General features: G+C 59.9%; 23 protein-coding genes. 7 read left to right on the top strand and 16 right to left on the bottom strand.

Going from position 1 to position 23,866, the window contains the following annotated elements; all coding sequences use genetic code 11:
- The first annotated feature begins 5 nt into the window (after positions 1-5).
- Together LG31_RS0108860 and LG31_RS0108865 are read left to right on the top strand one after the other, a co-directional pair.
- Positions 6-2,033, top strand: coding sequence for an oxidoreductase (locus tag LG31_RS0108860; protein WP_033114113.1), 2,028 nt, complete (start codon positions 6-8; stop codon positions 2,031-2,033).
- Positions 2,034-2,138: 105 nt separating this feature from the next.
- A complete protein-coding gene (locus LG31_RS0108865) occupies positions 2,139-2,687 on the top strand; it encodes an NAD(P)H nitroreductase (RefSeq protein ID WP_033114114.1) in 549 nt (182 codons plus the stop codon).
- Positions 2,688-3,055: 368 nt separating this feature from the next.
- Here LG31_RS0108865 and LG31_RS0108870 read toward each other — a convergent pair whose 3' ends face one another.
- From LG31_RS0108870 to LG31_RS0108885, 4 genes are all read right to left on the bottom strand, one after another.
- Positions 3,056-3,619 (bottom strand): sugar O-acetyltransferase, encoded by a 564-nt coding sequence (locus LG31_RS0108870; RefSeq protein ID WP_033114115.1) that lies wholly within the window; start codon positions 3,617-3,619, stop codon positions 3,056-3,058.
- A 66-nt stretch (positions 3,620-3,685) separates the two neighbouring features.
- Positions 3,686-4,663, bottom strand: coding sequence for a D-2-hydroxyacid dehydrogenase family protein (locus tag LG31_RS0108875; RefSeq protein WP_033114116.1), 978 nt, complete (start codon positions 4,661-4,663; stop codon positions 3,686-3,688).
- A 206-nt stretch (positions 4,664-4,869) separates the two neighbouring features.
- Positions 4,870-5,748 carry a 50S ribosomal protein L11 methyltransferase gene (prmA, locus tag LG31_RS0108880; RefSeq protein WP_033114117.1) on the bottom strand — a complete coding sequence of 293 codons (879 nt, stop codon included), beginning with the start codon at positions 5,746-5,748 and terminating at the stop codon, positions 4,870-4,872.
- Positions 5,749-6,236: 488 nt separating this feature from the next.
- Complete coding sequence (locus LG31_RS0108885) at positions 6,237-7,253, bottom strand: zinc-binding alcohol dehydrogenase family protein (RefSeq protein WP_033114118.1); 1,017 nt, start codon at positions 7,251-7,253, stop codon at positions 6,237-6,239.
- Between the two features lie 100 nt (positions 7,254-7,353).
- Between LG31_RS0108885 and LG31_RS0108890 the strand changes: the two genes are divergently transcribed.
- Positions 7,354-8,226 (top strand): LysR family transcriptional regulator, encoded by an 873-nt coding sequence (locus LG31_RS0108890; protein ID WP_033114119.1) that lies wholly within the window; start codon positions 7,354-7,356, stop codon positions 8,224-8,226.
- Positions 8,227-8,230: 4 nt separating this feature from the next.
- Here the strand turns inward: LG31_RS0108890 and LG31_RS0108895 are convergent, their stop codons facing one another.
- From LG31_RS0108895 to acs, 7 genes are all read right to left on the bottom strand, one after another.
- Positions 8,231-9,658: a PTS transporter subunit EIIC gene (locus tag LG31_RS0108895; RefSeq protein ID WP_033114120.1), complete on the bottom strand. Its 1,428-nt coding sequence runs from the start codon at positions 9,656-9,658 to the stop codon at positions 8,231-8,233.
- A 95-nt stretch (positions 9,659-9,753) separates the two neighbouring features.
- The gene (panF, locus tag LG31_RS0108900; protein WP_033114121.1) at positions 9,754-11,205 is read right to left on the bottom strand and encodes a sodium/pantothenate symporter; all 1,452 of its coding nucleotides are present in this window, start codon (positions 11,203-11,205) and stop codon (positions 9,754-9,756) included.
- Positions 11,195-11,458 (bottom strand): YhdT family protein, encoded by a 264-nt coding sequence (locus LG31_RS0108905; RefSeq protein WP_033114122.1) that lies wholly within the window; start codon positions 11,456-11,458, stop codon positions 11,195-11,197. Before LG31_RS0108905 ends, panF begins: the two co-directional genes overlap by 11 nt.
- 163 nt (positions 11,459-11,621) lie before the next feature.
- Positions 11,622-12,962, bottom strand: a complete 1,341-nt coding sequence (accC, locus tag LG31_RS0108910; protein WP_033114123.1) for an acetyl-CoA carboxylase biotin carboxylase subunit — start codon at positions 12,960-12,962, stop codon at positions 11,622-11,624.
- A gap of 15 nt (positions 12,963-12,977) precedes the next feature.
- The gene (gene accB / locus LG31_RS0108915) at positions 12,978-13,436 is read right to left on the bottom strand and encodes an acetyl-CoA carboxylase biotin carboxyl carrier protein (protein WP_033114124.1); all 459 of its coding nucleotides are present in this window, start codon (positions 13,434-13,436) and stop codon (positions 12,978-12,980) included.
- Between the two features lie 36 nt (positions 13,437-13,472).
- A complete protein-coding gene (gene aroQ / locus LG31_RS0108920; protein ID WP_033114125.1) occupies positions 13,473-13,922 on the bottom strand; it encodes a type II 3-dehydroquinate dehydratase in 450 nt (149 codons plus the stop codon).
- Positions 13,923-14,208: 286 nt separating this feature from the next.
- Positions 14,209-16,155, bottom strand: a complete 1,947-nt coding sequence (gene acs, locus LG31_RS0108925) for an acetate--CoA ligase (RefSeq protein ID WP_033114126.1) — start codon at positions 16,153-16,155, stop codon at positions 14,209-14,211.
- 170 nt (positions 16,156-16,325) lie between these two features.
- Between acs and LG31_RS0108930 the strand changes: the two genes are divergently transcribed.
- Positions 16,326-16,604, top strand: coding sequence for a hypothetical protein (locus tag LG31_RS0108930; RefSeq protein WP_033114127.1), 279 nt, complete (start codon positions 16,326-16,328; stop codon positions 16,602-16,604).
- Between the two features lie 57 nt (positions 16,605-16,661).
- On the opposite strand, the gene LG31_RS0108935 is transcribed toward LG31_RS0108930, so the two are convergent.
- The 5 genes from LG31_RS0108935 to LG31_RS0108955 all read right to left on the bottom strand — a co-directional run bounded on the left by LG31_RS0108935 (position 16,662) and on the right by LG31_RS0108955 (position 21,138).
- On the bottom strand, positions 16,662-19,067 hold the full coding sequence (locus tag LG31_RS0108935; protein WP_420796190.1) for a sensor domain-containing protein: 2,406 nt from the start codon (positions 19,065-19,067) through the stop codon (positions 16,662-16,664).
- A 187-nt stretch (positions 19,068-19,254) separates the two neighbouring features.
- Positions 19,255-19,623: a hypothetical protein gene (locus tag LG31_RS0108940; RefSeq protein WP_033114129.1), complete on the bottom strand. Its 369-nt coding sequence runs from the start codon at positions 19,621-19,623 to the stop codon at positions 19,255-19,257.
- A gap of 4 nt (positions 19,624-19,627) precedes the next feature.
- Positions 19,628-20,293: a molecular chaperone TorD gene (gene torD / locus LG31_RS0108945; protein WP_033114130.1), complete on the bottom strand. Its 666-nt coding sequence runs from the start codon at positions 20,291-20,293 to the stop codon at positions 19,628-19,630.
- A 122-nt stretch (positions 20,294-20,415) separates the two neighbouring features.
- Positions 20,416-20,814, bottom strand: a complete 399-nt coding sequence (locus LG31_RS0108950) for a GFA family protein (RefSeq protein WP_033114131.1) — start codon at positions 20,812-20,814, stop codon at positions 20,416-20,418.
- Between the two features lie 27 nt (positions 20,815-20,841).
- Positions 20,842-21,138 (bottom strand): hypothetical protein, encoded by a 297-nt coding sequence (locus LG31_RS0108955; RefSeq protein WP_033114132.1) that lies wholly within the window; start codon positions 21,136-21,138, stop codon positions 20,842-20,844.
- A 324-nt stretch (positions 21,139-21,462) separates the two neighbouring features.
- Here LG31_RS0108955 and glyA point away from each other — a divergent pair, with 324 nt between their 5' ends.
- The 3 genes from glyA (at position 21,463) to nrdR (ending at position 23,864) form a co-directional block, all read left to right on the top strand.
- A complete protein-coding gene (gene glyA, locus LG31_RS0108960; protein ID WP_033114133.1) occupies positions 21,463-22,716 on the top strand; it encodes a serine hydroxymethyltransferase in 1,254 nt (417 codons plus the stop codon).
- A gap of 79 nt (positions 22,717-22,795) precedes the next feature.
- Entirely contained in the window at positions 22,796-23,278 is a 483-nt protein-coding gene (locus LG31_RS0108965; protein ID WP_033114134.1) for a hypothetical protein, read from the top strand.
- A 136-nt stretch (positions 23,279-23,414) separates the two neighbouring features.
- A complete protein-coding gene (nrdR, locus tag LG31_RS0108970; protein WP_033114135.1) occupies positions 23,415-23,864 on the top strand; it encodes a transcriptional regulator NrdR in 450 nt (149 codons plus the stop codon).
- The last annotated feature ends 2 nt before the right edge of the window (positions 23,865-23,866 follow it).

The raw sequence follows: 23,866 nt of genomic DNA on the forward strand, positions 1-23,866 counted from the left end.
GCGTCGTGAGTCGTTACCCAACCCTGCTGACCCCGCTCGATCTCGGCTTCACCCAGCTGCGCAATCGCGTCTTGATGGGTTCCATGCACACTGGCCTTGAAGAGGAGAAGGGCGGTTTTGACAAGCTGGCCGCCTTCTATGCCGAGCGCGCCCGCGGTGGCGTCGGCCTTATCGTCACCGGCGGCATCGCCCCCAACCTGCGCGGACGGCTGGTGCCTCACGGCTCCCAACTGAGCTTTCCCTGGCAGGTAAGCAAGCACAAGAAGGTGACCAGTGCCGTGCATCGGGAGGGGGGCAAGATTGCGCTGCAGATCCTCCATGCCGGTCGTTACGCCTACCATCCGTTCAGTCTGGCGCCAAGCGCCCTCAAGGCGCCCATCTCCCCTTTCAAGCCGCGCGCCATGAGCGAGCGGCAGATCCGCGGCACTATTCGCGACTTCGCTGCCACTGCGGCGCTGGCCAAGGCGGCCGGTTATGACGGAGTCGAGGTGATGGGCTCGGAAGGCTATCTCATCAACCAGTTCATCTGCGAGCGCACCAACCAGCGCAGCGATGGCTGGGGTGGCAGCAGCGAAAACCGCATGCGCTTCCCGGTGGAGATAGTCCGCGCCATCCGCGAGCGGGTTGGCACTGACTTCATCATTATCTTCCGCCTCTCCATGCTCGATCTGGTGGAGCAGGGCTCGACCCTGGAAGAGGTGATCGCCCTTGGCAAAGCGCTGGAAGCGGTGGGGGTGACCCTCATCAATACCGGCATCGGTTGGCATGAGGCGCGCATTCCCACCATCGCCACCAGCGTGCCGCGCGGCGCTTTCAGCTGGGTGACTGCCGAGCTGAAAAAGCACCTCAAGGTGCCCCTCATCACTACCAACCGGATCAACACTCCCGAGGTGGCCGAGCGCATTCTGGCAGGCGGCGAGGCGGACATGGTCTCCATGGCGCGCCCCTTCCTGGCTGACCCTGAATTTGTCATCAAGGCGGCCGAGGACAGGGCGGACGAGATCAACACCTGCATCGCCTGCAATCAGGCCTGCCTCGACCACGTCTTCAAGCAGAAGCGAGCCTCCTGTCTGGTCAATCCCCGCGCCTGTTTCGAGACCGAATTGACCTTTGGCCGCGTCCCACAGCACAAGAAGCTGGCGGTGGTGGGGGCGGGCCCCGCCGGGCTGGCCTTTGCCTGCTACGCTGCCGAGCGCGGCCATCAGGTGAGCCTGTTCGATCAGGCGAGCGAGATTGGCGGCCAGTTCAACTTCGCCAAGCAGATCCCGGGCAAGGAGGAGTTTCACGAAACCCTGCGCTATTTCGCCAAGCGGCTGGAGAAGTGTGGTGTCGAGCTCTACCTCGGCCAGCGCCAGAGTGCCGAGAGCCTGCTCGGCGGCGGCTTTGACGAGGTGATCCTCGCCACCGGTATCCGCCCGCGTACTCCCAATATTCCGGGGATCGAGCATCCCAAAGTATTGAACTACCTCGATGTATTGCGGGATCACAAGCCGGTCGGCCAGAAGGTGGCGGTGATCGGCGCCGGCGGCATCGGCTTTGATGTGGCTGAGTATCTGGTCGAGAAGAAGGTGGAGATGGATGCCGAGGGGCACCGTGATCACTGGCTCAAGGAGTGGGGCATCGACAAGCATCTCGGCGAGCGCGGTGGCCTCACCACTCCTGAAGTCGATGCGCCCGAGCGCCAGATCTGGCTGCTCCAGCGCAAGGAGAGCAAGGTAGGTGACGGTCTTGGCAAGACCACCGGCTGGATCCACCGTACCGTGCTCAAGAACCGCAAGGTTGAGATGCTCTCCGGTGTGCAGTACCTGCGCATCGATGACGACGGGCTTCATATCCAGGTGGGTGACAAGCAGCTGTGTCTGCCGGTGGATCAGGTGATCATTTGCGCCGGACAGGAGCCGCTCAAGGAGCTGCAGGCCGGTCTGCAGGCCGCTGGCAAGCCGGTGCATATTATTGGCGGAGCCGACGTGGCTGCCGAGCTGGATGCCAAGCGGGCGATCAGACAGGGCGCCGAACTCGCCGCTGTCATCTAATCTATCCCTGCCATCATGAATGAGATAAACCCCTGAGCCTCAGGGGTTTTCTTCATTCGGCGCTGTGCTAAGGTAGCGCCATCATTGCCCAAGAAGGAATTGCCCATGGATGCCCTCACCCTGCTGCTCAACCGCCACTCCTGTGGCCGTCTCGCCGATCCCGCTCCTGCCGGCGAGGTGCTCGACAATATTTTGAAGGCGGGGCTGCGCGCGCCGGATCACGGCACCCTGACTCCCTGGCAGTTCATTCTGTTTGAGGGGGAGGGCCGCGAGCGGCTGGGCAAGCTGTTGGCCGAGGCGGCCCGTGCCCGCGGTGAGGATGAAGAGAGCATCAAGAAGTGCAGCGAGGCGCCGCTGCGGGCACCGCTGGTCATCGCGGTGGCAACCCGTTATCAGGAGCACCCCAAGGTGCCGAAGCTGGAGCAGGAGCTCTCTGCCGGTTGCGCCGTGATGGCGATGCAGATGGCGGCGCAGGCGCAGGGTTTCAACGGCATCTGGCGCTCCGGCTGGTTTATCTTCGACGAGCAGATCAACAAGGGACTGGGGCTGGCGGCAGAAGATCAGCTGGTGGGTTTCCTCTACCTCGGCACCCCCATGCTGGAGGCGCGCAAGCTGCGTGAACTGCCTATCGAACAGTTTGTCCGCCACTTCTAGGTTGCTCGGTAAATAGTCAAAAAGAGAAAGCCCCTCAGCGCAGGGGCTTTTTGTTTAACCGTGAATAGTAACCAGAGTGGCGGGAGAAAATAAACGGCTCCAAGGGGGTCGGCAGGGCGTAGCAGGTAATTATTTAAATAGTGAGATACGCCTCTCAATCCTGGTGTATTTCGCTGTGTAAAACGTTTTCGTATCTATTAATATCCCTCTTGCCAGTTTAGAAGGGCACTCCTTCTAATTTTTCTGCGATGAGAGTCGCAATTCCGTAGCACCTTTTTAAACAGCCCAACGTCTTCGTGACATTGGGCTTTATTTTTTATGGGGTTATGCGTTCGCTGGCACGGGCTGCGCATGGTTGCAGTGATGTGTCAGCTGGCTCGTTCCACTCTCTTGGCTGGCAGTATTCTGGCTGGATTGCCCGCCACTCTGGCACCTGCCGGCACATCTTTGGTGACCACGGCTCCGGCGCCGACAATCGCCTCCCGACCTATGGTGACGCCGGGCAGCAGGATGGCCCCACCACCGATCCAGACCCTCTCTTCTATGGTGATGGGCAGCGCCGTCTCGACCCCTTGCACCCGCTCATCGGCCTCCAGTGAGTGGGCTGCAGTATAGATCTGCACGTTTGGCCCGATCATCACGTCGGCCCCGATACGGATGGGGGCGTTGTCCAGCAGGGTGGCACCCATGTTGATGTAGCTGTTTTTGCCAAGGTGGATGTGGCGGCCATAGGTGCAGTAGAGGGGTGGGCAGATAAAGGCTCCTTCTGCCAGCTCGCCGACCAGCTCCTCCAGCAGAGCCCGCTGTTCATCCTCTTCCTCTGCCCGATTGAAACTGCGGTAGCGTGCCGCCGCCTCGCGCCGTATCGCTATCAATTCCGGGTCGATGCAGTTGTAGGGCTGGCTGCTGATCATCTTCTGATATTCGTTCATGGCGGTTACTTTCCTTTATCTGCCGGAAGGTTGGATATTGGCGCCAATACGGCAGAAGTAACGTGATCACCCGCCCGATACGGGCAGAACCAGATTGGCGGGTCTGCCTTCGGCAAAGGCCAGCACATTCTCGAAAGCCACGCGAAAGTAGAGTTCGTAGCTGTTTTGCTCGACATAGCCGAGATGAGGCGTCGCCAGTACATTTGGCAGGCGCAGCAGGGGTTCGTTTTCCTGTGTGGCCGGTTCGGTGTCAAATACATCGAGTGCAGCCCGCTTCTCCGGATGGCTACTGAGCTCGGCATAGAGCGCGCCCGGCTCGATAAGCTCGGCCCGGCTGGTATTGACCAGCAGAGAGTCTCCCTTCATGCGGGTAAGGTCTGCGCGGGTCACACAGCTGCGGGTTGCCTCGCTCAGGCGCAGATGCAGCGTGAGGATATCGGCCTCACTAAAGAACGCCTCCTTGCTGGAGGCGCTGACATAACCATCCAGTTCGGCCTGCTTGCGCGACGTTTCACTGCCCCATATCAACACCGACATGCCAAATGCCTTGCCGTAACGGGCGAGCCGCTGGCCTATCTTGCCATAGCCCCAAATACCCAACGTTAACCCTTGCAGGGTACGGCCCAAGCCGAGTGGGCCGGACTGTTGCCACTGGCCTTGGTTCAGAGTGTGACTGTAAGCGGGAACATGGCGCGAGGCCGCCATGATGAGCGCCCAGCAGAGCTCGGCCGGCGCTACCGGGCTGCCGATGCCTTCGGCAATCGCCACTCCATAGCGTTGGCATAAAGCGGGATCGATATGCTGGCTGACTTTGCCGGTCTGGCTGATGAGTTTAAGGGAGGGGAGCAGCATCAACAGTTGTTCGTCGATGCGGGTGCGCTCGCGGATCAGCACCAGTACTTCCACATCTGCCAGCTTGGCGGCAAGTCGCGCCGGATCCGGTTCGCTCTGGTTGAGAATGATAACGTCATGAGCTGTCAGCAGCGCAAAGCAGGGGAGATGGCGCACCTGATCCTGATAGTCATCCAGAATAGCAATCCGCATAAGAAATCCCTCTCGATAGCGTTTAGTTGGGCATCTATCTTACCGGAAACAGTGTGAGTAGTGCCTTCGAATGGGGGCGTTTGAGAAGTGCCATATCGCCTTCAAGCCTCTTCGTATCAACAGTGAGCCTCAACGGGGGTGGGTTCGGCAGGCCAAAACAATCAGGGCCCCCATATGGGAGCCCTGATTGTTAAATCGGGTGCTGGTTAGGCGTGCTTTCGGCCGGAGAGGCGGCACCACTCCTCCTTGACGGCGGTCGGGTCCATCTCGAACCACTGGCCGTAGATGGTTTCCAGCTCTGGCGCCTGGCTCTCCAGCACACCGGATAGGGCCATCAGGCTGCCCGCTTTGCCGTGGCCGGCGATAAGCGGTGCCAGTTCGCGCAGCGGGCCGGCGAGGATGTTGGCGACCACCACGTCCGCTTCGACGTCTTGCGGCTGGTCGGCCGGCAGATAGAGCTCAATCTGGTCGGCGACGCCGTTGCGCGCGGCGTTTTCGCGGCTGGCCTGAATCGCCTGCGGGTCGATGTCGATGCCGATGACGCGGGCGGCACCCAGTTTCAGGGCGGCGATGCCGAGAATGCCGGAGCCGCAACCAAAGTCGACCACGGTTTTACCGGCCAGATCCAGCCCGTCCAGCCACTGCAGGCAGAGCGCAGTGGTGGGGTGGGTACCGGTACCGAAGGCCAGACCCGGATCCAGCATCACGTTGACCGCATCGGGGTTCGGTACATCGCGCCAGCTCGGGCAGATCCAGAGGCGCTCGCCAAACTGCATGGGGTGGAAGTGATCCATCCATTCGCGCACCCAGTCCTTGTCTTCCAGCTGCTCGACCTTGTAGCCGACGTTTTCGCCGAAGATCTGCTGGAAGAAGGCGATGGTGGGGGCCGGATCGGTTTCGGCATCGAACAGACCCATTACTTCGGTCTCGCCCCAGAGCGGGGTTTCACCGGGCATGGGTTCATAGACGGGCACATCCTTGGCATCCATAAAGGTCACCGCCTGGGCACCACGCCCCAGCAGCATGTTGCTCACCTTGTCTGCGGTCTTGGCAGTGGCGTTGATTCGAATTTGTATCCAGGGCATGGCGTCGACTCTTCATAAATGTGAAACCGCGCGATTCTATCATCATGGGCGTGTGCTGTCGTGGTTTGCCCGTACGGAGCGGGCGATGGTGGTGTCATGAGGAGGCTTTGTCGAATTGGCACGGTTTCTGTATTGCTCTGTAGCGGCGAAGATGACCGGTTTTCGCCGAACGCTTTGCTCAAGTTCCGTCATTTTTCACTGCCACCGTCAGGTGGCATTTTTTTGGCTCAAAGATGGGAAGTTGCAGGGCAACCGGCACAGTTGGCACGCCAGCTGCAAAAGCCTGATGTCCTGCTGAAGGATATGTGTGTGATTGTTACCCCAATGTTCAGGTATTTAGGGCCATCCCGGCGGGATGGCCCTCTTTTATGGGTTTTTTATGGTGGTTCTGCGTGGTGACTGTCTGGCTCTCTGGTTGTTGCGTCCCCTGTTGGGGCGTGGCACTGGTGAGTTCACACCATGATGGTGCAGCAATTACCCACAAGGGATTAGCGGGAGAAGCCGCTCATGTCGATCACCAGCTTGCCCACCATGCGGCCCGCCTCTACCTCGGCATGGGCCTCTGCCAGTGAGGTCGGGGTCAAGGCCGGCAGGGTTTTGGTCAGAGTGCTCTTGAGTTCGCCCTGATCAACCAGAGTGGCAACCTGTGTCAGCAGCTTGTGCTGCTCGATCATGTCCGGGGTCTGGAACAGGGAGCGGGTAAACATGAACTCCTGGCTGAAGGTCACGCTCTTGCTCTTGAGCAGGGAGAGATCCCAGGGCTCTTTGGACTCGGCGATGGTGCAGATATGGCCGAACGGGCGGATCAGCCCAGCCATGGTAGCCCAGTGCTCTGCGGTGGCATTGGTGCAGAAGATGGCATCGACTTGAGTAATGCCAAGGGCGGTCAACTCCTCCTGCAGCTTGTGATGGTTCACGACCTGATGGGCGCCCATCTCGAGGCACCACTCACGGGTTTCGGGGCGAGAAGCGGTAGCAATCACCTCCATGCCGGTGAGCTGGCGGGCGAGCTGGATGGCGATGGAGCCAACTCCGCCAGCTCCGCCGATGATCAGCAGTTTGCCACGGCTCTCGCGGGTGAGGCCAAAGCGGTCGAACAGGGTCTCCCAGGCGGTGATGGCGGTCAGCGGCAGGGCGGCTGCCTCCACGTCGCTCAGACTGATGGGGGCGATGGCGGCGATGCGCTCATCCACCAGTTGCAGGGCGCTGTTGCTGCCGGGGCGGCTGATGTCGCCGGCATACCAGACCCGGTCGCCCGCCTTGAACAGGGTGACTTCGCTGCCGGTGGCGATCACTTCACCGACCGCATCCCAACCCAGCACGCGCGGGCTACTTTCGACCTTGGCCTTGGGGGCGCGCACCTTGATGTCGACCGGATTGATGGAGGTGGCGTTGACCCGCACCAGCAGATCGCGCGGGCCCGGCGTGGGGTCGGGCAGCTCGGCGGCGATAAAGCAGTGGGGATGGTCGCTCGGCAGATAGTGAGTCAGGGCAATGGCTTTCATGGTTATTCCTTTCAAATCGGTGTGTTCGGGATTGCCACTCACTCTAGTCTGGTTAATTATCCTGATTAAGATGGGTAATTGGTAAAGACTGTTTGAATATATGAACAATGTCGATCTGGAGTTGATGGGACTGTTTGCCACCGTGGTGGAGCAGGGGAGCTTTACCCGGGCGGCCGAGCTGATGGGGATGCCGAAATCGTCGGTGAGCCAGAAGATCTCGCGGCTCGAAGCTCAGCTCGGCGTGCGGTTGCTGCAGCGCACCACCCGCAGGTTGAGCCTGACCCCGCAGGGGGAGGTCTATGTGGAGCATTGTCAGGGGCTGCTGACGCTGGCTCGCAGCGCCAATCTGGCGATGGCAAGGTTGCGCTCGGCCCCGGCAGGTCGGGTTCGGATCACCGCCCCCGAGGCGACCGGTACCCTGCTGCTTGGCAGGATCCTCGCCGAGTTTCGTGCGCTTTACCCCGAGGTGGTGCTGGAGCTGACCCTGAGTGATGAACAGCTCGATCTGGTGGGCGAGGGTTACGATCTGGCGCTGCGGGCAGCGCCGCTGAAAGATTCCAGCCTGATCTGCCGGCGTATCGGTCAGGTGCCGCGCCATCTGGTGGCGGCACCCGCTTATCTGGCGGCCCACGGCATGCCGCAGCAATTGAGCGATCTGGGCCGTTATGCCTGTCTAGTGCACTCGGCGCTGCCGCTCTGGCCGCTGCAGGAGGGAGGCTGGCGGCCGCAGGGTGCCTGCATCAGCAACAGCCTGCTGGCGCTGCGGGAGTTGGCGATCAACGAAGGGGGGATTGCCTTGCTGCCTCACCATGTCTGCGAGGGGGATCTGGCGAGTGGCCGATTGCAGAAGGTGCTGCCGGAGCTCGCCGTGCCGCCCAACCCCTTCTATCTCATCTATCCGAGCCGGGAGCATCTCGCTCCCGCCTTGCGAACCCTGATGGACTTTGTGGCCGAGCGGCTGCCGTTTGCCTGAGTTGTTACCAGCTGCTCTGGCTGGCCGACTCCTGATTGGGCTTGAGACCGAGCGGCACCGACTGGCGCTCTGCCAGCATGCGGATCTGCCCCTCGATAAGCCCTGCGCTGGGGCCCAGCACCAGTACCAGCTGGTGGTCGTTGAGCACGATCCAGGAGAGGCAGCCCAGCTCCAGCAGGCGGGATTGTTCGACCCGGCTGATGTCGCGCACTCGCAGGCTGAGACGGGTCAGGCAGACGCTCATCGCCTGCAGGTTGTCCATGCCGCCCAATACCTTGAGGTACTGGATGGCAAGCATCTGCGGGTCGGTGGGCACTACGCTCGCAAGGCGCGGGTGCTCCTTGGCGATGGGTTTGCTCGGCATACTGAGGGGCGCGCGCTCCAGCAGCTGATAAAAGAGCAGGGTGTAGGCGACGAAGAACAGGATACCGACCGGGATTATCCAGAAGCTGTGCTCCCCCGCCTGATAGCTCAATACCAGATCCAGCAGACCGGCGGAGAAGTAGCTGCCCACCTTGATGCCGAGCGCGCTGCAAACGGCGAGCGAGAGCCCCGTCATCAGGGCGTGGGCCAGAAACAGCCAGGGGGCGGTGAAGGCGAACAGAAATTCGATGGGTTCGGTGATCCCCACCAGCGCCGAGGTGAGCGCCAGAGTGAGCAGCAAGCCCCCCTGCGGCAGCCGTTGCATCCGCTGGCGGTGCAGCCAGATGGCGAAGCAGGCGCCCGGCAGACCGAACATGATGATGGGGTAGAGGCCGGCCATATACCCCTCGTGCAGCGGCTGGGCAGCAGCCAGTGCCTGCAGGTTGCTCTCGCCAAGGCCCACCACGCTGCCAAGCACCTGATGCAGGCCGAGCGGAATGAGCAGGCGGTTGAGGGCGCCAAAACAGAAGGCGCCGAAGGGGGTGGTGAGCAGATCCGAGGTGAGCAGGGTCAAGCCGCGCTCCAGCGGTGGCCAGAGTAGCGAGAGGGGAACCGCGAGCAGCAGGCAGACCAGTGCCGAAGCCAGCACGCTGGGAAACTCCCCTCTGGCCATCTGCAGCCAGCCGGGCAGCTTTTGCTGATGCACCCAGGGATAGACAATCGCGGTGGTGAGCCCCGCCAGCAGACCGCAGATCATGTCGGCGTGCAGATTGGGGGCCAGCGTGTTGAATGCCGTGCTGAGCAGCAGAAAGTTGACCGCACCTGCCAGCGTTTGCCCGCCCAGCTCCTGCCGGCTCAGACCAAAGGCGATGGCCACTGCATAGATGAGCGGCATCTGGCTGAAGATCGCCTGCCCGGTGAGGGAGAGCACCGCCAGATCCAGTACATCCGGCTGCCCCAGCCGATAGATGAGGGCCGCCATCGGCAGGATGGAGACCGGCAGCAGCAAGGCATAACCGAGCCGCTGCAGGGAGTGGGTAATCAGTTGTCGAGTGGCTTTAACGGGCATACTGCGGCAATCTTTTGTGACTTGGCGCACAGTTTAACCGGAAACCACCCATTTGGGGATAGTTTTGGAACCCTTTATTTATCTTTTTGTTATTGCTACTCGAAAAGGGCCCGAACTTCCCGCGTGGGGGCGGCTGTGAACAGGCTGACCACCACGAAAATCACCAGTGCCAGCGCAAGGCTCGGCACGATGGCGTGCAGGCCGGCCAGCTTGATCTCCCACTGACTCAGAACCCCATAGCTGACGATGCCGCTGACCATGCTGGCCAGTGCGCCGGGGCCGTTGGCCCGCGACCAGTAGAGGCCGAGCACCAGCGGCCAGAGGAACACCGCCTGCAAGCCACCGAAGGCGAGCAGGTTGAGCCAGATGATCATCTCGGGCGGTTGCAGCGCCGCGAGCAGCACCAGAGTGCCGAGGATCAGGGTACAGAGCAGGGAGAGACGCGGGATCCGTACCTCCAGCTTCTCTTGCTGCGGATTGAGATAGTTGAGGTAGAGATCCTTGACCAGAGTGGCGGAGGCCTGGATCAGCTGGGAGTCGATGGTGGACATGATGGCCGCCATCGGTGCCGCCAGAAAGACCCCGGCCAGCCAGGGGGGCAGCACTTCCATCATCAGGGAGGGCATGATCTTGTCCGGACTGTCCATACCGGGCAGGATGGCTCGCCCCAGAGCGCCGGCCAGATGCATGCCGAACATCAGCAGGGCGCTTACCACAGTGCCGATCAGGATGCCGCGATGGAGCGCCTTGCTGTCGCGATAGCCAAAGCAGCGCAGCGCCGAGTGGGGCAGTCCCACCACTCCGACACAGACCAGGATCCAGAAGCTCAGCATGAAGGGCTGGGTCAGCATGTCGCCGGCCCCCTGCGGGCTCACCAGCTTGGGATCGATCACCTTGAGCTGGTGGATAAGGTTTGGCAGGCCGTCACCGGCGACCAGAATCCCCGCCAGCAGGGCGCCGGTGCCGATCAGCATGATGATCCCCTGCAGGGCATCGGTCATCACCACGGCGCGAAAACCGCCGATGATGGTGTAGAGCAGTACGCAACTGGCAAACAGCATCAGCCCCTGCTGGTAGGAGAGGCCGGTGGCGGTCTCCAGCAGACGAGCGCCACCGATAAACTGCACCACCATGGTGGCGATAAAGGCGAGGATGATGGTGACCGAGCCCAGCACCACCACCGCCTTGCTCTGGTAGCGGGCCCACAGCATGTCGTTGATGGTCACCGCATTGACCCGGCGGGCGATGATGGCGAACTTCTTGCCAAGCACCCCCAGGGTGAGCCAGACAGTGGGCAGCTGGATCATCGCCAGCAACACCCAGCCAAGGCCGATTTTGTAAGCGGCACCCGGCCCACCGATGAAAGAGGAGGCCGAGGTGTAGGTCGCCACCAGGGTCATCGCCAGCACCAGCCCACCCATGCTGCGGTTGCCGATGAAGTACTCCTGCACGAAGTTGCCGCCGGCGCGGTGGCGGCTGGCCCAGAAACCGACCCCCAGCACCAGCACCAGATAGATGAAGAGCGGCAGCATCAACTCAAGATTCACGGGGGGGCTCCTTTTGCGGGCTGGCGTGGGTATCGAGCGGGATATCCACGAAGAGGCGATTGACCATCAGGGCGCAGAGGATGATGAAGATGAGTGGCATCACCATGCAGCTGAGCAGGAACCAGAGCGGGATGTCCCACAGCTCCAGATGGACTGGGATGAAATAGGCGGTGCCATACCAGGCAAAGAAGTAGAGCAGGGTCAGCAGCAGACAAAAAGCGGCTTCCCGGCGGGCGAGAGCGAAACGGTTCACCTTGGCCTCCGACAAATTTGAGGGGCGCAAGGATAACAAAAAAGGGCCATGTCGCCATGGCCCTTTTTCAGCAGAGGCTTCTTGCGAAGCCGCCTCCCGGCTGGATTGCGGATAAGCAGCGGGCTGCTATCCGGCCGGAAGTGATTGTTCTGCCTGCGAGATCTTACAGACCCAGCTTCTTGTGCAGGTAGTGGATATTGGTACCACCGTGCTGGAAGTTTTCGTCTTTCATGATCTCTTTTTGCAGCGGCACGTTGGTCTTGATGCCCTCGACCACCAGTTCGTCCAGCGCATGGCGCATGCGGGCGATGGCGATGTCACGATTCTCGCCGTAGCAGATCAGCTTGCCGATCATCGAATCGTAGTGGGGCGGAACCTTGTAGCCGGCATAGATGTGGGAGTCCCAACGCACGCCCAGACCACCCGGGACGTGGAAACTCTTGATCAGGCCCGGAGAGGGCATGAAGGTGGCCGGGTCTTCGGCGTTGATCCGGCACTCGATGGCGTGGCCATGGATGCGGATATCCTGCTGGGTGATCGACAGGGGCTGGCCAGCGGCGATGCGCAGCTGCTCCTTGATCAGATCGACGCCAGTGACCATCTCGGTAACCGGATGCTCTACCTGAATACGGGTGTTCATCTCGATGAAGTAGAACTCGCCGTTTTCGTAGAGGAACTCGAAGGTGCCCGCACCGCGGTAACCGATCTCGATACAGGCGCGTACGCAGCGCTCGCCGATGAACTTGCGCATCTCGGCGGTGATGCCTGGAGCCGGAGCCTCTTCCACCACTTTCTGGTGACGTCGCTGCATGGAGCAGTCGCGCTCGCCCAGATAGATGGCATTGCCCTGACCGTCAGCCAGCACCTGGATCTCGATGTGGCGCGGATTCTCCAGGTACTTCTCCATGTAGACCATGTCGTTCTTGAAGAACTGGCCCGCTTCGGATTTGGTCAGCGCGATGGCGCCTGCCAGTTCCGCTTCGTTGCGCACTACGCGCATGCCGCGACCACCACCGCCACCGGCGGCCTTGATGATCACCGGATAGCCGATGCGCTTGGCAATGGCTGCATTTCGTTTGGCGTCGTTGTCGACGGGGCCGTCAGAGCCCGGTACGCAAGGTACGCCAGCCTTCTTCATCGCCTCGATGGCGGAGACCTTGTCACCCATCAGGCGAATGGTCTCGGCACGCGGGCCGATGAAGACGAAACCGGACTTCTCGACCATGTCGGCGAAGTCGGCGTTCTCGGAGAGGAAGCCGTAACCCGGGTGGATGGCAACGGCACCGGTTACCTCGGCAGCGGCGATGATCGCCGGCACATTGAGGTAGGAGTCGGTACTGGCCGGCTTGCCGATACAGATGGATTCGTCGGCCAGCAGCACATGGATGAGCTCCCGGTCGGCGGTGGAGTGAACGGCCACTGTCTTGATCCCGAGCTCTTTACAGGCGCGCAGGATCCGCAGGGCAATTTCACCGCGGTTGGCGATGACTACTTTATCCAACATGGGTGGCGATATCCCTTATTCGATGATGAACAGCGGCTCGTCGAATTCGACGGCCTGACCATTTTCAACCAGGATCGCTTTGATCACACCGGCCTTGTCAGACTCGATTTGGTTCATCATTTTCATGGCTTCGACGATGCACAGGGTGTCGCCGACATTGACTTGCTGACCCACTTCCGCGAACGGCTTGGCATCCGGGCTGGAGGAGCGGTAGAAGGAGCCGACCATCGGGGAGCGCATCAGGTGACCGCTCGGGGTGGCATCTGCGGCCGGCGCAGCGGCTGCCGGAGCAGCAGCAACAGGGGCGGCAACCGGAGCAGCAGCCTGCGGCATAATCATCTGCGGTGCGGCAGTAACCTGACCTGCGAAGTTGCGGCTGATGCGAACGGACTCTTCACCTTCGGAGATCTCCAGTTCGGCGATGCCGGACTCTTCAACCAGTTCAATCAGCTTCTTGATTTTGCGGATATCCATTAGCATTCTCTTTCTTCTTTATCTGATCAGTGATTATCAAGCCGCGCGCAGATGGCGCACGGCCGCGGTTAAAGCGAATTGGTAGCCATCGGCCCCCAGACCACAAATGACCCCTTTGGCGACATCAGACAGATAGGAGTGATGACGGAACGGCTCCCTGGCATGGACGTTTGACAGGTGAACTTCGATAAAGGGAATGGCGACACCCAGCAGTGCATCGCGGATGGCGACACTGGTGTGGGTGAAGGCGGCCGGATTGATGATGATAAAATCCACCTGGCCCATGGCCTGATGGATGCGGCTGACCAACTCGTGTTCGGCGTTGGATTGCAGATGTTCCAGAGTAACACCGAGTTCGCAGGCGTTGTGCGTCAGATCGGCGACGATCTCATCAAGCGTCTTGCTGCCGTAGATACCCGGTTCCCGCTTGCCCAGCAGATTCAGATTCGGTCCGTTGAGCAGGAGAATGCGGTGATTTTGCGACATATTGAGTACATCCTCGATGATAATGCTGCTATCTATCAGCTATCTTGTGGACTACCAGAAATCTAGCCATTTTCTGCGCAAATCGGTGTGCCCTGGCACACAGATTTCGCAATTATATTGATTTCGTGAAAATTAGCAGCATTTTACTGGTCTAATCTCTACATCTGCCTATTTATTGAGCTTTCCCGCCCCGGGAGCGAGGTTCCGGTAGTGCAGGCTGTTTGCACCGTCCCGAAAACAACAAAGCCGGCACAAGGCCGGCTTTGAAAGTGAGTTGGCAGAGGGATCAGGCTGCTTCCGACTTCTCACGGATCAGCTTGTCCACTACCCCCGGATCCGCCAGGGTGGAGATATCCCCCAGACTGTCGGTCTCGCCGGTGGCGATCTTGCGCAGAATTCGCCGCATGATCTTGCCGGAACGGGTTTTCGGCAGTCCCTCGGCCCAATGGATCACATCCGGCGTGGCGATGGCGCCGATCTCCTTGCGTACCCACTCCTTCACCTCTTTATGCAGCTCGCGGCTCGGCTCTTCGCCGGCAATCAGGGTGACGTAGGCATAGATACCCTGACCCTTGATCTCGTGCGGCACCCCCACCACCGCCGCTTCGGCGATCTTGGGGTGGGCAACCAGCGCCGATTCAATTTCGGCGGTACCCATGCGGTGGCCGGAGACGTTCAGTACATCATCCACCCGTCCGGTGATCCAGTAGTAGCCATCGGCATCGCGACGGGCACCGTCGCCAGTGAAGTAGCGGCCGGGGAAGGTGGAGAAGTAGGTCTGCTCGAAGCGTTCGTGATCGCCAAACACAGTGCGCATCTGGCCCGGCCAGGAGTCGGTAATCACCAGATTGCCCTCGGTGGCCCCCTCCAGCGGCTCGCCCATATTGTCGAGCAGCGCCGGCTGTACGCCGAAGAACGGCTTGGTGGCTGAACCCGGCTTGAGGTCGGTCACACCGGGTAGCGGGGTGATCAGGATGCCGCCGGTTTCGGTCTGCCACCAGGTATCGACGATGGGGCAGCGCTCCTCGCCTATGGTGCGGTAGTACCACTCCCAGGCTTCCGGGTTGATGGGCTCACCCACCGAGCCCATGATACGCAGGCTCGAACGCGAGGTGCCGGTCACGGCCTCGGTGCCTTTGGCCATCAGGGCGCGGATGGCGGTGGGGGCGGTATAGAGAATGGTGACCTGGTGTTTGTCCACCACCTGACTCATGCGGTTGGTGGCCGGGTAGTTGGGCACCCCTTCGAACATGATGGTAGTGGCACCGTTGGCAAGCGGCCCGTAGACCAGATAGGAGTGACCGGTGACCCAACCCACGTCGGCGGTACACCAGTAGATGTCCTCTTCGTGGTAGTCGAACACATATTTGAAGGTAAGGGTGGCATAGACCAGATAGCCGCCGGTGGTGTGCAGCACCCCCTTGGGTTTGCCGGTGGAGCCGGAGGTATAGAGGATAAAGAGCGGATCTTCGGCGTTCATCGCCTCGGGCGGGCAGTCACTGCTGACAGCTGCGGTCGCTTCGTGCCACCACACATCGCGATGGTTGTGCCAGGCAACATTGCCACCGGTACGCTTGAGCACGATCACCTTGCTGACCTGGGTATCCGGGTTGGTGAGCGCTTCGTCCACATTCTTCTTGAGCGGTACTGCGCGGCCACCACGCAGCCCTTCGTCAGCGGTGATGACGATGCGGGAGCCCGAGTCGATGATGCGCCCCGCCAGCGCTTCCGGCGAGAAGCCGCCAAAAACGATGCTGTGTACCGCGCCGATACGGGTACAGGCCAGCATGGCGATGGCGGCCTCGGGCACCATGGGCATATAGAGGCAGACCACGTCGCCGCGATGCACACCTTGGGCTTTCAAGACGTTGGCAAACTTGCACACTTCGGCGTGCAGCTCGCGGTAGGTGAGTTTGCGATCTTCGGCGGGGTTGTCCCCTTCCCAGATGATTGCGACTTTATCACCCCGTTCGGCGAGATGGCGATCGAGGCAGTTGGCCGAGACGTTGAGCTGACCATCTTCAAACCATTTGATGGAGACATGGCCCGGATCGTAGGAGGTGTTTTTTACCCTGGTATAGGGCTTTATCCAGTCGAGGATTTTGCCCTGTTCACCCCAGAAGGTATCGGGGTCCTCGACGGAGGCCTGATACATGGCGGCGTAGTCGCCCTTGTCGAGCAGGGCGCTGTTGCTGATATGGGGTTTGACCGGGTAGACCTTGCTCTCGCTCATCACTCACTCCTTTGAATACATTCTTTTAATGATTAAGTAACAACTTATACCTTTGGCGGGTGGGGGCAATTAGACTTTTGGATAGACGGCAATATTTGGTTACAGGGTAGTCGATGACAATTAATCAATGAGTCGGTAAAAAGGGGCGTGTTGATTAATTGGAGGTCGTAATGTTTTCCCTGTTGCTCTGTGCATCCCTCTGGCAGTTTGATGCGCCAATTCCTGCTGGCGAACCTCTGAAAGAGTTCGAGGTCACCCATCAGGAGGCTTCACCCGCGCTGCGGGATCGGGTTGCCGATCAGCTTGGTCATGCATGGCAGGCCAAAGATCCCGGCACCAGACTCACCTTCAGCGAGCCTGCCCCCCGTTATGCTGGCGAATCACCGCTGACTCGAATGCTTAATGACCGTGATGATGGTTGGGAGTCCCGCTTGCAGATTGAGTGGTAATCCGGTTGGTAGCCAGGAGGCGGATGCCTCCCGGTTGGTGATAATGACTGTCTGCCACTATGAGTGCATGCGCTGATGCAGGTGATCGCCCATATGGTTGACGTGCAGCGGTTTGCTAAACAGATAGCCCTGTCCCTCGCCGCAGTTGAGTGATTGCAGGAAGGTATACTGGGCCCGCGTCTCGATCCCCTCGGCGGTGACCTCCATATCCAGACTGTCGGCCAGATTGATGATGGTGCGGCAGAGCTCCCGGCTATTCTTGTCCTCCGGCAAGGCCTGTACGAAAGCCCGATCGATCTTGATGCGATCGATGGGCAGGGTTTTCAGCAAACTCAGTGACGAGAAGCCGGTACCAAAGTCGTCGATGGCAATTTGCACGCCGAGGCTTTTCAGGCGGGTGAAGAGATCCAGACTCTGTTCGACCCGCTGGATAATGCTCTCCGTCACCTCGATCTCCAGCCGCTGTGGCGGAAATCCCGTTTCGCTCAGAATGGCAGCCACCCGCTCCACATAGCCGGGAGATCGCATCTCTCGCACTGACACGTTGACCGACATCCGGGGGACGGGCAGGCCGGCGGCCAGCCAAGCCTGGCCTTGCTTGCAGGCATGGCGCATCACCCACTCGCCAATTTTTTCGATGAGGCCGCACTCCTCGGCAACCGGAATAAAGCGGGCCGGGTTGATCATCCCTTCATTCGGGTGTTGCCAGCGTAGCAAGGCCTCCAGACCACTCAGGTGACCGTCGTTCAGATCGGTCATAGGTTGATAGAAGATACAGAGCTGTTCCAGCTCCATCGCCTTGAGCAGCCCCTGTTCAATCTGCATCCGTTCACGGGCGCGTGCCGCCATGCTCGGGGTGTAAAACTGATAACCGTTGCGTCCCTGGCTTTTGGCTTCATACATGGCGCTGTCTGCCGCGCTGACCAGATTTTCCGGTGTTTCGGCATGATCCGGATACATGGCAATGCCGATACTGGCCGAAATGGCAACCAGCTCATGGTCCAGCTCTACCGGTTCGCGCAGCGCGGCGAGCAGAGTATTGGCCAGAGCAGACAGCTCGTCGGGATGTTCCAGATAGGGAATGAGCACCAGAAATTCATCACCTCCCAGCCGGGTGGCCAGATCGTTTTGCTGCAGGCAGCCGTTGATCCGTTCGGCCAGCCGCTTGAGCAGTTGATCGCCGACCCCATGGCCCAAGCTGTCGTTGATCAGCTTGAAGCCATCAAGATCGATGAAAAGCAGCCCGAGGCGAGTGTGATTGAGTTGCGCTGTTTTGAGTTCAAGGGCCAGCCGCTCTTGCAGCAGATGGCGGTTGCCAAGTTCGGTCAGCGTATCGTGATAGGCTAGGTGGTTCAGTTCGGCCTCTACCTTGCGGATAGCGCTGATGTCGGAGAGGGCAATCACATAATGCGTCGTGTTGTTGAAACTGTCGTAGACGGCGCTGATCTGCTGCCAGGAGGAGAAGTAGCTGCCATCCTTGCGCAGGCAGACCATCTCGCCATGCCAGGCGTGGTTGCCGGGACGCAGGTTATGCCAGGGATAGTCATGCTCCATGTAGCGCCTGGGGTGCATGATGATGTCCGGCGTCCGTCCCGTCACTTCCTCGGCATCATATTGGGTCAGCATGGTAAAGGCCGGATTGACCGAGATGATACGCTGTTCGCTGTCGAGGATGATGATCCCCTCTGCCGTGGTATCGAACACCACGTTGGCCTGATGAAGCCTCTCCTCCTGGCGACGACGGGCAGTGGCATTGTGGATCACGCCCATTACTCGCAGACCGACTGACTCGGTAGCGGGCACATGGTCGGCATGAATATCGACCCAGTGACGCTCTTGCTGGGGGGTTAGATAACTCAGAGTGAGGTGAATGGGCTCCCGCCCCAGCAGGGCCGACTTGAGCTGGCGCGCAGATTCCGGTTCAAAGCAGTCGACAAATGTCTGCAAGCCTCCGCGAAAGCGGTTGGCCGGAATACCGAGCAGGGGCTCTATCTGGCCGTCGAACAGCATGCGATCTTCCTCTACATGCCACTCCCACACTCCTATCTGGGCTGCTCGCATCGCCAGTTGCAGCCGCTGCTCGGTTTCATACTGCTCGGTGATGTCACGCACAATGGCGAGAATGCCGCTCAGCTCTCCTTGCTCATCGCGCATCGGGCTGTAGGTGGCCTGCCAGCGACGATAGTTGCTGTCGTGGGCTGCAGTCTGGCCGGTGATGGCGATATCGACGTAGGGAATGCCGCTGCGCATGATCTGCTGAAACATGGGTTCCAGAGTCGGCGCCAGTTTCGGAACAACCTCCCGCAGGTGTTTGCCCTGATGCTCCTCGATGGTTTTGCCATTGATGTCGGCCAGCACCTGATTGACCTTGCGATAGCGAAACTCCCGATCGAACACGCCGATGCCCAGCGGCGCAGTGCCCATGAGCTGCTCCAGCACCGAATGATCGGAGAGCTGTGTCATGAGAGCATCGGTATCGTTGCTGAGAGGTTTTCTGTCCATGATGGCCCCGGCATTGACTTATCTGTCATTAACATCGTCTCTGAGTATGGCACGAACTCTCTGACGGGGAGCCAGGCGAGATAGTTACAGCCATACAACGTGCAAGGGGATTGACAGAAATAGAGGCAGGTTATTGAAAGAAAAAGGTTTATCCCTTCTGGCGGCCAAAGGCCTGAACGCCGCGCACAAACACCAGCCAGCCGAGCAGGTGGAAAGGCAGGGCCAGCGCATAGAGTTGCAGCCAGTGGGCACTGCTGCCGCTGCTCTGGATGAAGTCAATCCAGGCTGCCAGCAGGGCCAGCATACCGGCTATCTGGAAGCGGCGGCGCAGCACCACCTCGACACCGAGGTTGGAAAGATAGAGGGTCAGCAGGATGCCGGCAAAGCCGGTGAGCTGGGCAGTACCGTAGAGGTCGCGATCCGGATTGAACAGCAGGGCCGCGAGAGGGGTAATGCCCTGATCCTGCGGGATCAGGGCCAACAGCCAGCATGCAATAAGAAGCAGGGCTGTTTTCATCGGCTTAGCTGGCCTGGGCCGGCTTGACCAGAGTCAGGTAGTTGGCATCCATCTTGAGGAATACCCCCAGCAGACGGGCACTGGCGCCGTAAAAGCCAAACTGGTCGGCGGCGCGGCAGGCAGTTTCGAACTTGTCGAACCAGCCTAGCAGGTGGCCGTGCAGCAGCGCTTCCTGTTCGTTGAGCCAGTTTTCCCGCTCGGCTGCGCTTTTTGCTTCCGCCGCGCGGATGATGAGATTGCCCATCAGATCCAGCTCGATGGCCAGATGGTCGGCAGGCTCTTTGTATTTGTCGCTGACATTGATGCCGAGGCGATCGAGGCGGGCCTGCATCTCGGCCATCGGGGCTTGCATCAGCAACTTGGCATCGCCACGGTAGAGGGACTCGTAGGGCAGGGCACCCTGCTTGGGATCCACCAGAAACAGGCCAGCGAAGTCGGCGGCGAGTTTCTGTTGGCGATCCTGACGCACCAGCAGGCGGGCGATGGCATCATTGAGTTCGGCCACGGCGTCGCGCATCGGATCCAGGGTCGAGAGGCTTTTCAGGAAGCTTCGCACATCATAGGTGTCATATTCGGCGATCTGCTCATCACTGAGTTCAGCGGCGAACAGGGTGGAGAACCACCAGTAGAGTTCGGCCCGGCGTTCGCTGGTAGCCATAAAGTCCTGCATTTTTCCTCCGTGGATGGCAATCGGGAGCCTTGATGGCCCCCGATTCTAACGACTTTAAAAATAAAGGAAACGTTGCGGGTCGCTTTGCGCCACCCCGGCGTACTTATGGCTGGTCGCCCGCGTCAGGGGCGGGTCTCGAACTGCGGACAATCATCGCCAATCTGATGCCAGGGCGCTTTGGATCCGACAAAAATGTGGAAGTTGGGGCTCTGGGTCGGCACATCGTCGAGGATCCCCAGCCGCAGGTTGATCTTGCCGCTGCTCTGCTTCTCGCTAAAAAGGCTGGATCCGCAATTGCGGCAGAAGGCGAGGGTGGTCTCGGCCGATTTGCGGTAGCGTGTCAGCGCCTCCTCGCCCTGTGTGACGGTGACCTTGCTGCCATCCAGTCCACCGACGGATGCATAGTCGGAGCCGGAAAACTTGCGGCACTCCGAGCAGTGGCAGTTGCCCATGTAGTCGAACTGGTCAGGCAGGGTGAGGTGGATGGCACCGCAGAGGCAGCTGGCGTGTAACTGTTTCATTATCTGTTCCTTGTGCCATTTGGCACATCAGAGAGAGTGGGTATCGTCATCGCGAAAGAGCACCTGCTTGCACTTGGAACAGACCCATTCGCGACGATAATCTGCCAGATGTACCAGCCCCACTTCCATCAATTCGTGATGGCCGCAGTGGGAACAGAAGATGATGTCGCCATCGACCGCCTCCGGGTGGATCGCCAGATACTCCATCTTTGTCGGGAGCTCCTCCCACGCGCTGGTGGGGATATGCTTGCGCTGGCTGGTGTAGTAGACCCAGTAAAACAGAAAAAAGATCGCCAGGATCAGAAAGGTGAGCAGATGATCCATCTTCAATTCCTCCGGTTAGGTGCAGCCCCTCGGATGCATGGCTGCAATTAGCTCCATCATGATGAAATTTGTTTCGAATGAAGATGTTACCGGAAGGCTAACGGGATCGTTGTGATCCCCTTCTGGTTTTGCCCAGTTCAAAAGCAGGGTTGAATGAGACTTTTTGAGTCACGATTGCAGGCCGGGGCGGGCAGGCACTCCTGATTTTTACAACATAAATTCAACATTTTTTTAGGTGGTTGGACTGTCTCTTTGATCCAGCTCACGTTACAATGCGCGGGCCCACTTCACCTATCGCGCAAACGATTTTCAGGAGAGAAACGGATGTTGAAACGTGACATGACCATCGCCAATTATGATCCGCAATTGTGGCAGGCCATCACAGACGAAACCCGTCGTCAGGAAGAGCATATCGAGCTGATTGCGTCCGAGAACTACACCAGCCCCCGAGTCATGGAAGCCCAGGGCTCCCAGCTGACCAACAAGTACGCCGAAGGTTACCCCGCCAAGCGTTACTACGGTGGTTGCGAGTATGTGGATGTGGTTGAAACCCTGGCTATCGAGCGCGCCAAAGAGCTGTTCGGTGCCACCTACGCCAACGTGCAGCCGCACTCCGGCTCCCAGGCCAACAGCGCTGTTTACATGGCTCTGCTGCAGCCGGGCGACACCGTGCTGGGCATGAACCTGGCCCACGGTGGTCACCTGACCCACGGCTCCCCGGTTAACTTCTCCGGCAAGCTCTACAACATCATCCCCTACGGTATCGATGAGTCCGGCAAGATCGACTACGACGACATGGAGCGCCAGGCTGTCGAGCACAAGCCGAAGATGATGATCGGTGGCTTCTCCGCCTACTCCGGCATCGTTGACTGGGCCCGCATGCGTGAAATCGCCGACAAGGTCGGTGCCTACCTGTTCGTTGACATGGCCCACGTGGCAGGTCTGATCGCCGCTGGCGTCTATCCGAACCCGGTGCCCCACGCTCACGTGGTTACCTCCACCACTCACAAGACCCTGGCTGGTCCGCGCGGTGGTCTGATCCTCTCCGCCGCTGATGACGAGGAGCTCTACAAGAAGCTCAACTCCGCCGTCTTCCCGGGTGGTCAGGGTGGCCCGCTGATGCACGTCATCGCCGGTAAAGCCGTTGCCTTCAAAGAGGCGCTGGAGCCGGAGTTCAAGACCTATCAGGCTCAGGTCGTGAAAAACGCCAAGGCGATGGCTGCCACCTTCATCGAGCGCGGTTACAAGATCGTCTCCGGCGGTACCGACAACCACCTGATGCTGGTTGATCTGATCGGCCGCGAGCTGACCGGTAAGGACGCTGACGCTGCGCTGGGCAAAGCCAACATCACCGTCAACAAGAACTCCGTGCCCAACGACCCGCGCTCCCCGTTCGTCACCTCCGGTGTGCGGATCGGTACCCCGGCCATCACCCGCCGCGGTTTCAAGGAAGCCGAGTCCATCGAGCTGACCCACTGGATCTGCGACGTACTGGACAACCACGACAACGATGCCGTGCTGGCCACCGTACGCGAGAAGGTGCTGGATATCTGCCGCCGCTTCCCGGTTTATGGCTGATAAGTCAGACCATCCGGTTTGAGACCAATGCCACCTTCGGGTGGCATTGTTTTTTATGGCGTTGGGCAACAGGGGAGGGATGAGATTGAACCGCGAAGAGAAGATGCAGAGCGAAGAGGCACACTCCTGCGCAGAGCGGGACAAGGCGCTGGAGGCGGAGCTTCGGCTGGCAATCCGCGCCCAGTATCACTTTCGTGCCAGCGAGCAGGGGCTGCTGGCGTGGGATGTACGGCGGCTGGTGCGACTGAGCCGTGATCTGCCGTTGCAGGCGGTGGCATTGAGCGGCATTGCCGAGCTCGACCGCGATCACTGGTACGGTCATGGCAGCGCCACCCCCACCCCCACGGTGCGCAGCGTGGTCGAGCACTGCCAACTCATCATGGCGGCGGATCTCGCCTATCCGATCATTCTCGACAGCGCCGGTCGGGTGATGGATGGCATGCACAGGATCGGCAAGGCGCTGCTGCTGGGTCACAGCCATATCGATGCGGTGCGGTTTATGGTCGATCCTGCCCCCGATTATCAGGATTGCGATCCCGATAGCCTGCCTTATGACGACTGAGCAGCCCCTTGGCGATAACGGCTGGAAAAATCACGCTTTTGCGCTTTTTACCGCGGTTGGATGGCCGTGCTACACTGGCCGACCTAACACCCGCACCTGTTGGCGGGTGCCCCGTTTTGTTAACGCCGGAGGTCAGATGCATTGCCCTTTCTGTAGTGCCGTTGATACCAAGGTGATCGATTCCCGTCTGGTGGCTGAAGGCCATCAGGTGCGCCGCCGTCGCGAATGTCTGCTCTGTCACGAGCGTTTTACCACCTTCGAGATGGCCGAGCTGGTGATGCCGCGGGTCATCAAGTCCAACGGTTCGCGCGAGCCGTTCAACGAGGACAAGCTGCGGGCCGGCATCCTGCGGGCGCTGGAGAAGCGTCCGGTGAGCATGGAGGCCATCGAAAAGGCGGTCAACCATATCAAGTCACGCCTGCGCGCCACCGGCGAGCGGGAAGTTGCCTCCCAGCTGGTGGGTAATCTGGTGATGGATGAGCTCAAGGGATTGGACAAGGTGGCCTATATCCGCTTTGCCTCCGTCTATCGCAGCTTTGAAGATATCCGCGAGTTTGGCGAAGAGATCGCCAAGCTGGAGAAGTAACG

Origin of the sequence: Aeromonas lacus (genome assembly GCF_000764665.1) — a bacterium.
Taxonomy (GTDB): domain Bacteria; phylum Pseudomonadota; class Gammaproteobacteria; order Enterobacterales; family Aeromonadaceae; genus Aeromonas; species Aeromonas lacus.

What these genes read in the sequence shown, in the direction of transcription:
- LG31_RS0108865 (WP_033114114.1), top strand. Translation starts at nt 2,139, where the DNA reads ATGGATGCCCTCACCCTGCTGCTCAACCGCCACTCCTGTGGCCGTCTC.
- LG31_RS0108870 (WP_033114115.1), bottom strand. Translation starts at nt 3,619, where the DNA reads ATGAACGAATATCAGAAGATGATCAGCAGCCAGCCCTACAACTGCATC.
- LG31_RS0108875 (WP_033114116.1), bottom strand. Translation starts at nt 4,663, where the DNA reads ATGCGGATTGCTATTCTGGATGACTATCAGGATCAGGTGCGCCATCTC.
- prmA (WP_033114117.1), bottom strand. Translation starts at nt 5,748, where the DNA reads ATGCCCTGGATACAAATTCGAATCAACGCCACTGCCAAGACCGCAGAC.
- LG31_RS0108885 (WP_033114118.1), bottom strand. Translation starts at nt 7,253, where the DNA reads ATGAAAGCCATTGCCCTGACTCACTATCTGCCGAGCGACCATCCCCAC.
- LG31_RS0108890 (WP_033114119.1), top strand. Translation starts at nt 7,354, where the DNA reads ATGAACAATGTCGATCTGGAGTTGATGGGACTGTTTGCCACCGTGGTG.
- LG31_RS0108895 (WP_033114120.1), bottom strand. Translation starts at nt 9,658, where the DNA reads ATGCCCGTTAAAGCCACTCGACAACTGATTACCCACTCCCTGCAGCGG.
- accC (WP_033114123.1), bottom strand. Translation starts at nt 12,962, where the DNA reads ATGTTGGATAAAGTAGTCATCGCCAACCGCGGTGAAATTGCCCTGCGG.
- accB (WP_033114124.1), bottom strand. Translation starts at nt 13,436, where the DNA reads ATGGATATCCGCAAAATCAAGAAGCTGATTGAACTGGTTGAAGAGTCC.
- aroQ (WP_033114125.1), bottom strand. Translation starts at nt 13,922, where the DNA reads ATGTCGCAAAATCACCGCATTCTCCTGCTCAACGGACCGAATCTGAAT.
- acs (WP_033114126.1), bottom strand. Translation starts at nt 16,155, where the DNA reads ATGAGCGAGAGCAAGGTCTACCCGGTCAAACCCCATATCAGCAACAGC.
- LG31_RS0108930 (WP_033114127.1), top strand. Translation starts at nt 16,326, where the DNA reads ATGTTTTCCCTGTTGCTCTGTGCATCCCTCTGGCAGTTTGATGCGCCA.
- LG31_RS0108935 (WP_420796190.1), bottom strand. Translation starts at nt 19,067, where the DNA reads ATGACACAGCTCTCCGATCATTCGGTGCTGGAGCAGCTCATGGGCACT.
- LG31_RS0108940 (WP_033114129.1), bottom strand. Translation starts at nt 19,623, where the DNA reads ATGAAAACAGCCCTGCTTCTTATTGCATGCTGGCTGTTGGCCCTGATC.
- torD (WP_033114130.1), bottom strand. Translation starts at nt 20,293, where the DNA reads ATGCAGGACTTTATGGCTACCAGCGAACGCCGGGCCGAACTCTACTGG.
- LG31_RS0108950 (WP_033114131.1), bottom strand. Translation starts at nt 20,814, where the DNA reads ATGAAACAGTTACACGCCAGCTGCCTCTGCGGTGCCATCCACCTCACC.
- LG31_RS0108955 (WP_033114132.1), bottom strand. Translation starts at nt 21,138, where the DNA reads ATGGATCATCTGCTCACCTTTCTGATCCTGGCGATCTTTTTTCTGTTT.
- glyA (WP_033114133.1), top strand. Translation starts at nt 21,463, where the DNA reads ATGTTGAAACGTGACATGACCATCGCCAATTATGATCCGCAATTGTGG.
- LG31_RS0108965 (WP_033114134.1), top strand. Translation starts at nt 22,796, where the DNA reads ATGAGATTGAACCGCGAAGAGAAGATGCAGAGCGAAGAGGCACACTCC.
- nrdR (WP_033114135.1), top strand. Translation starts at nt 23,415, where the DNA reads ATGCATTGCCCTTTCTGTAGTGCCGTTGATACCAAGGTGATCGATTCC.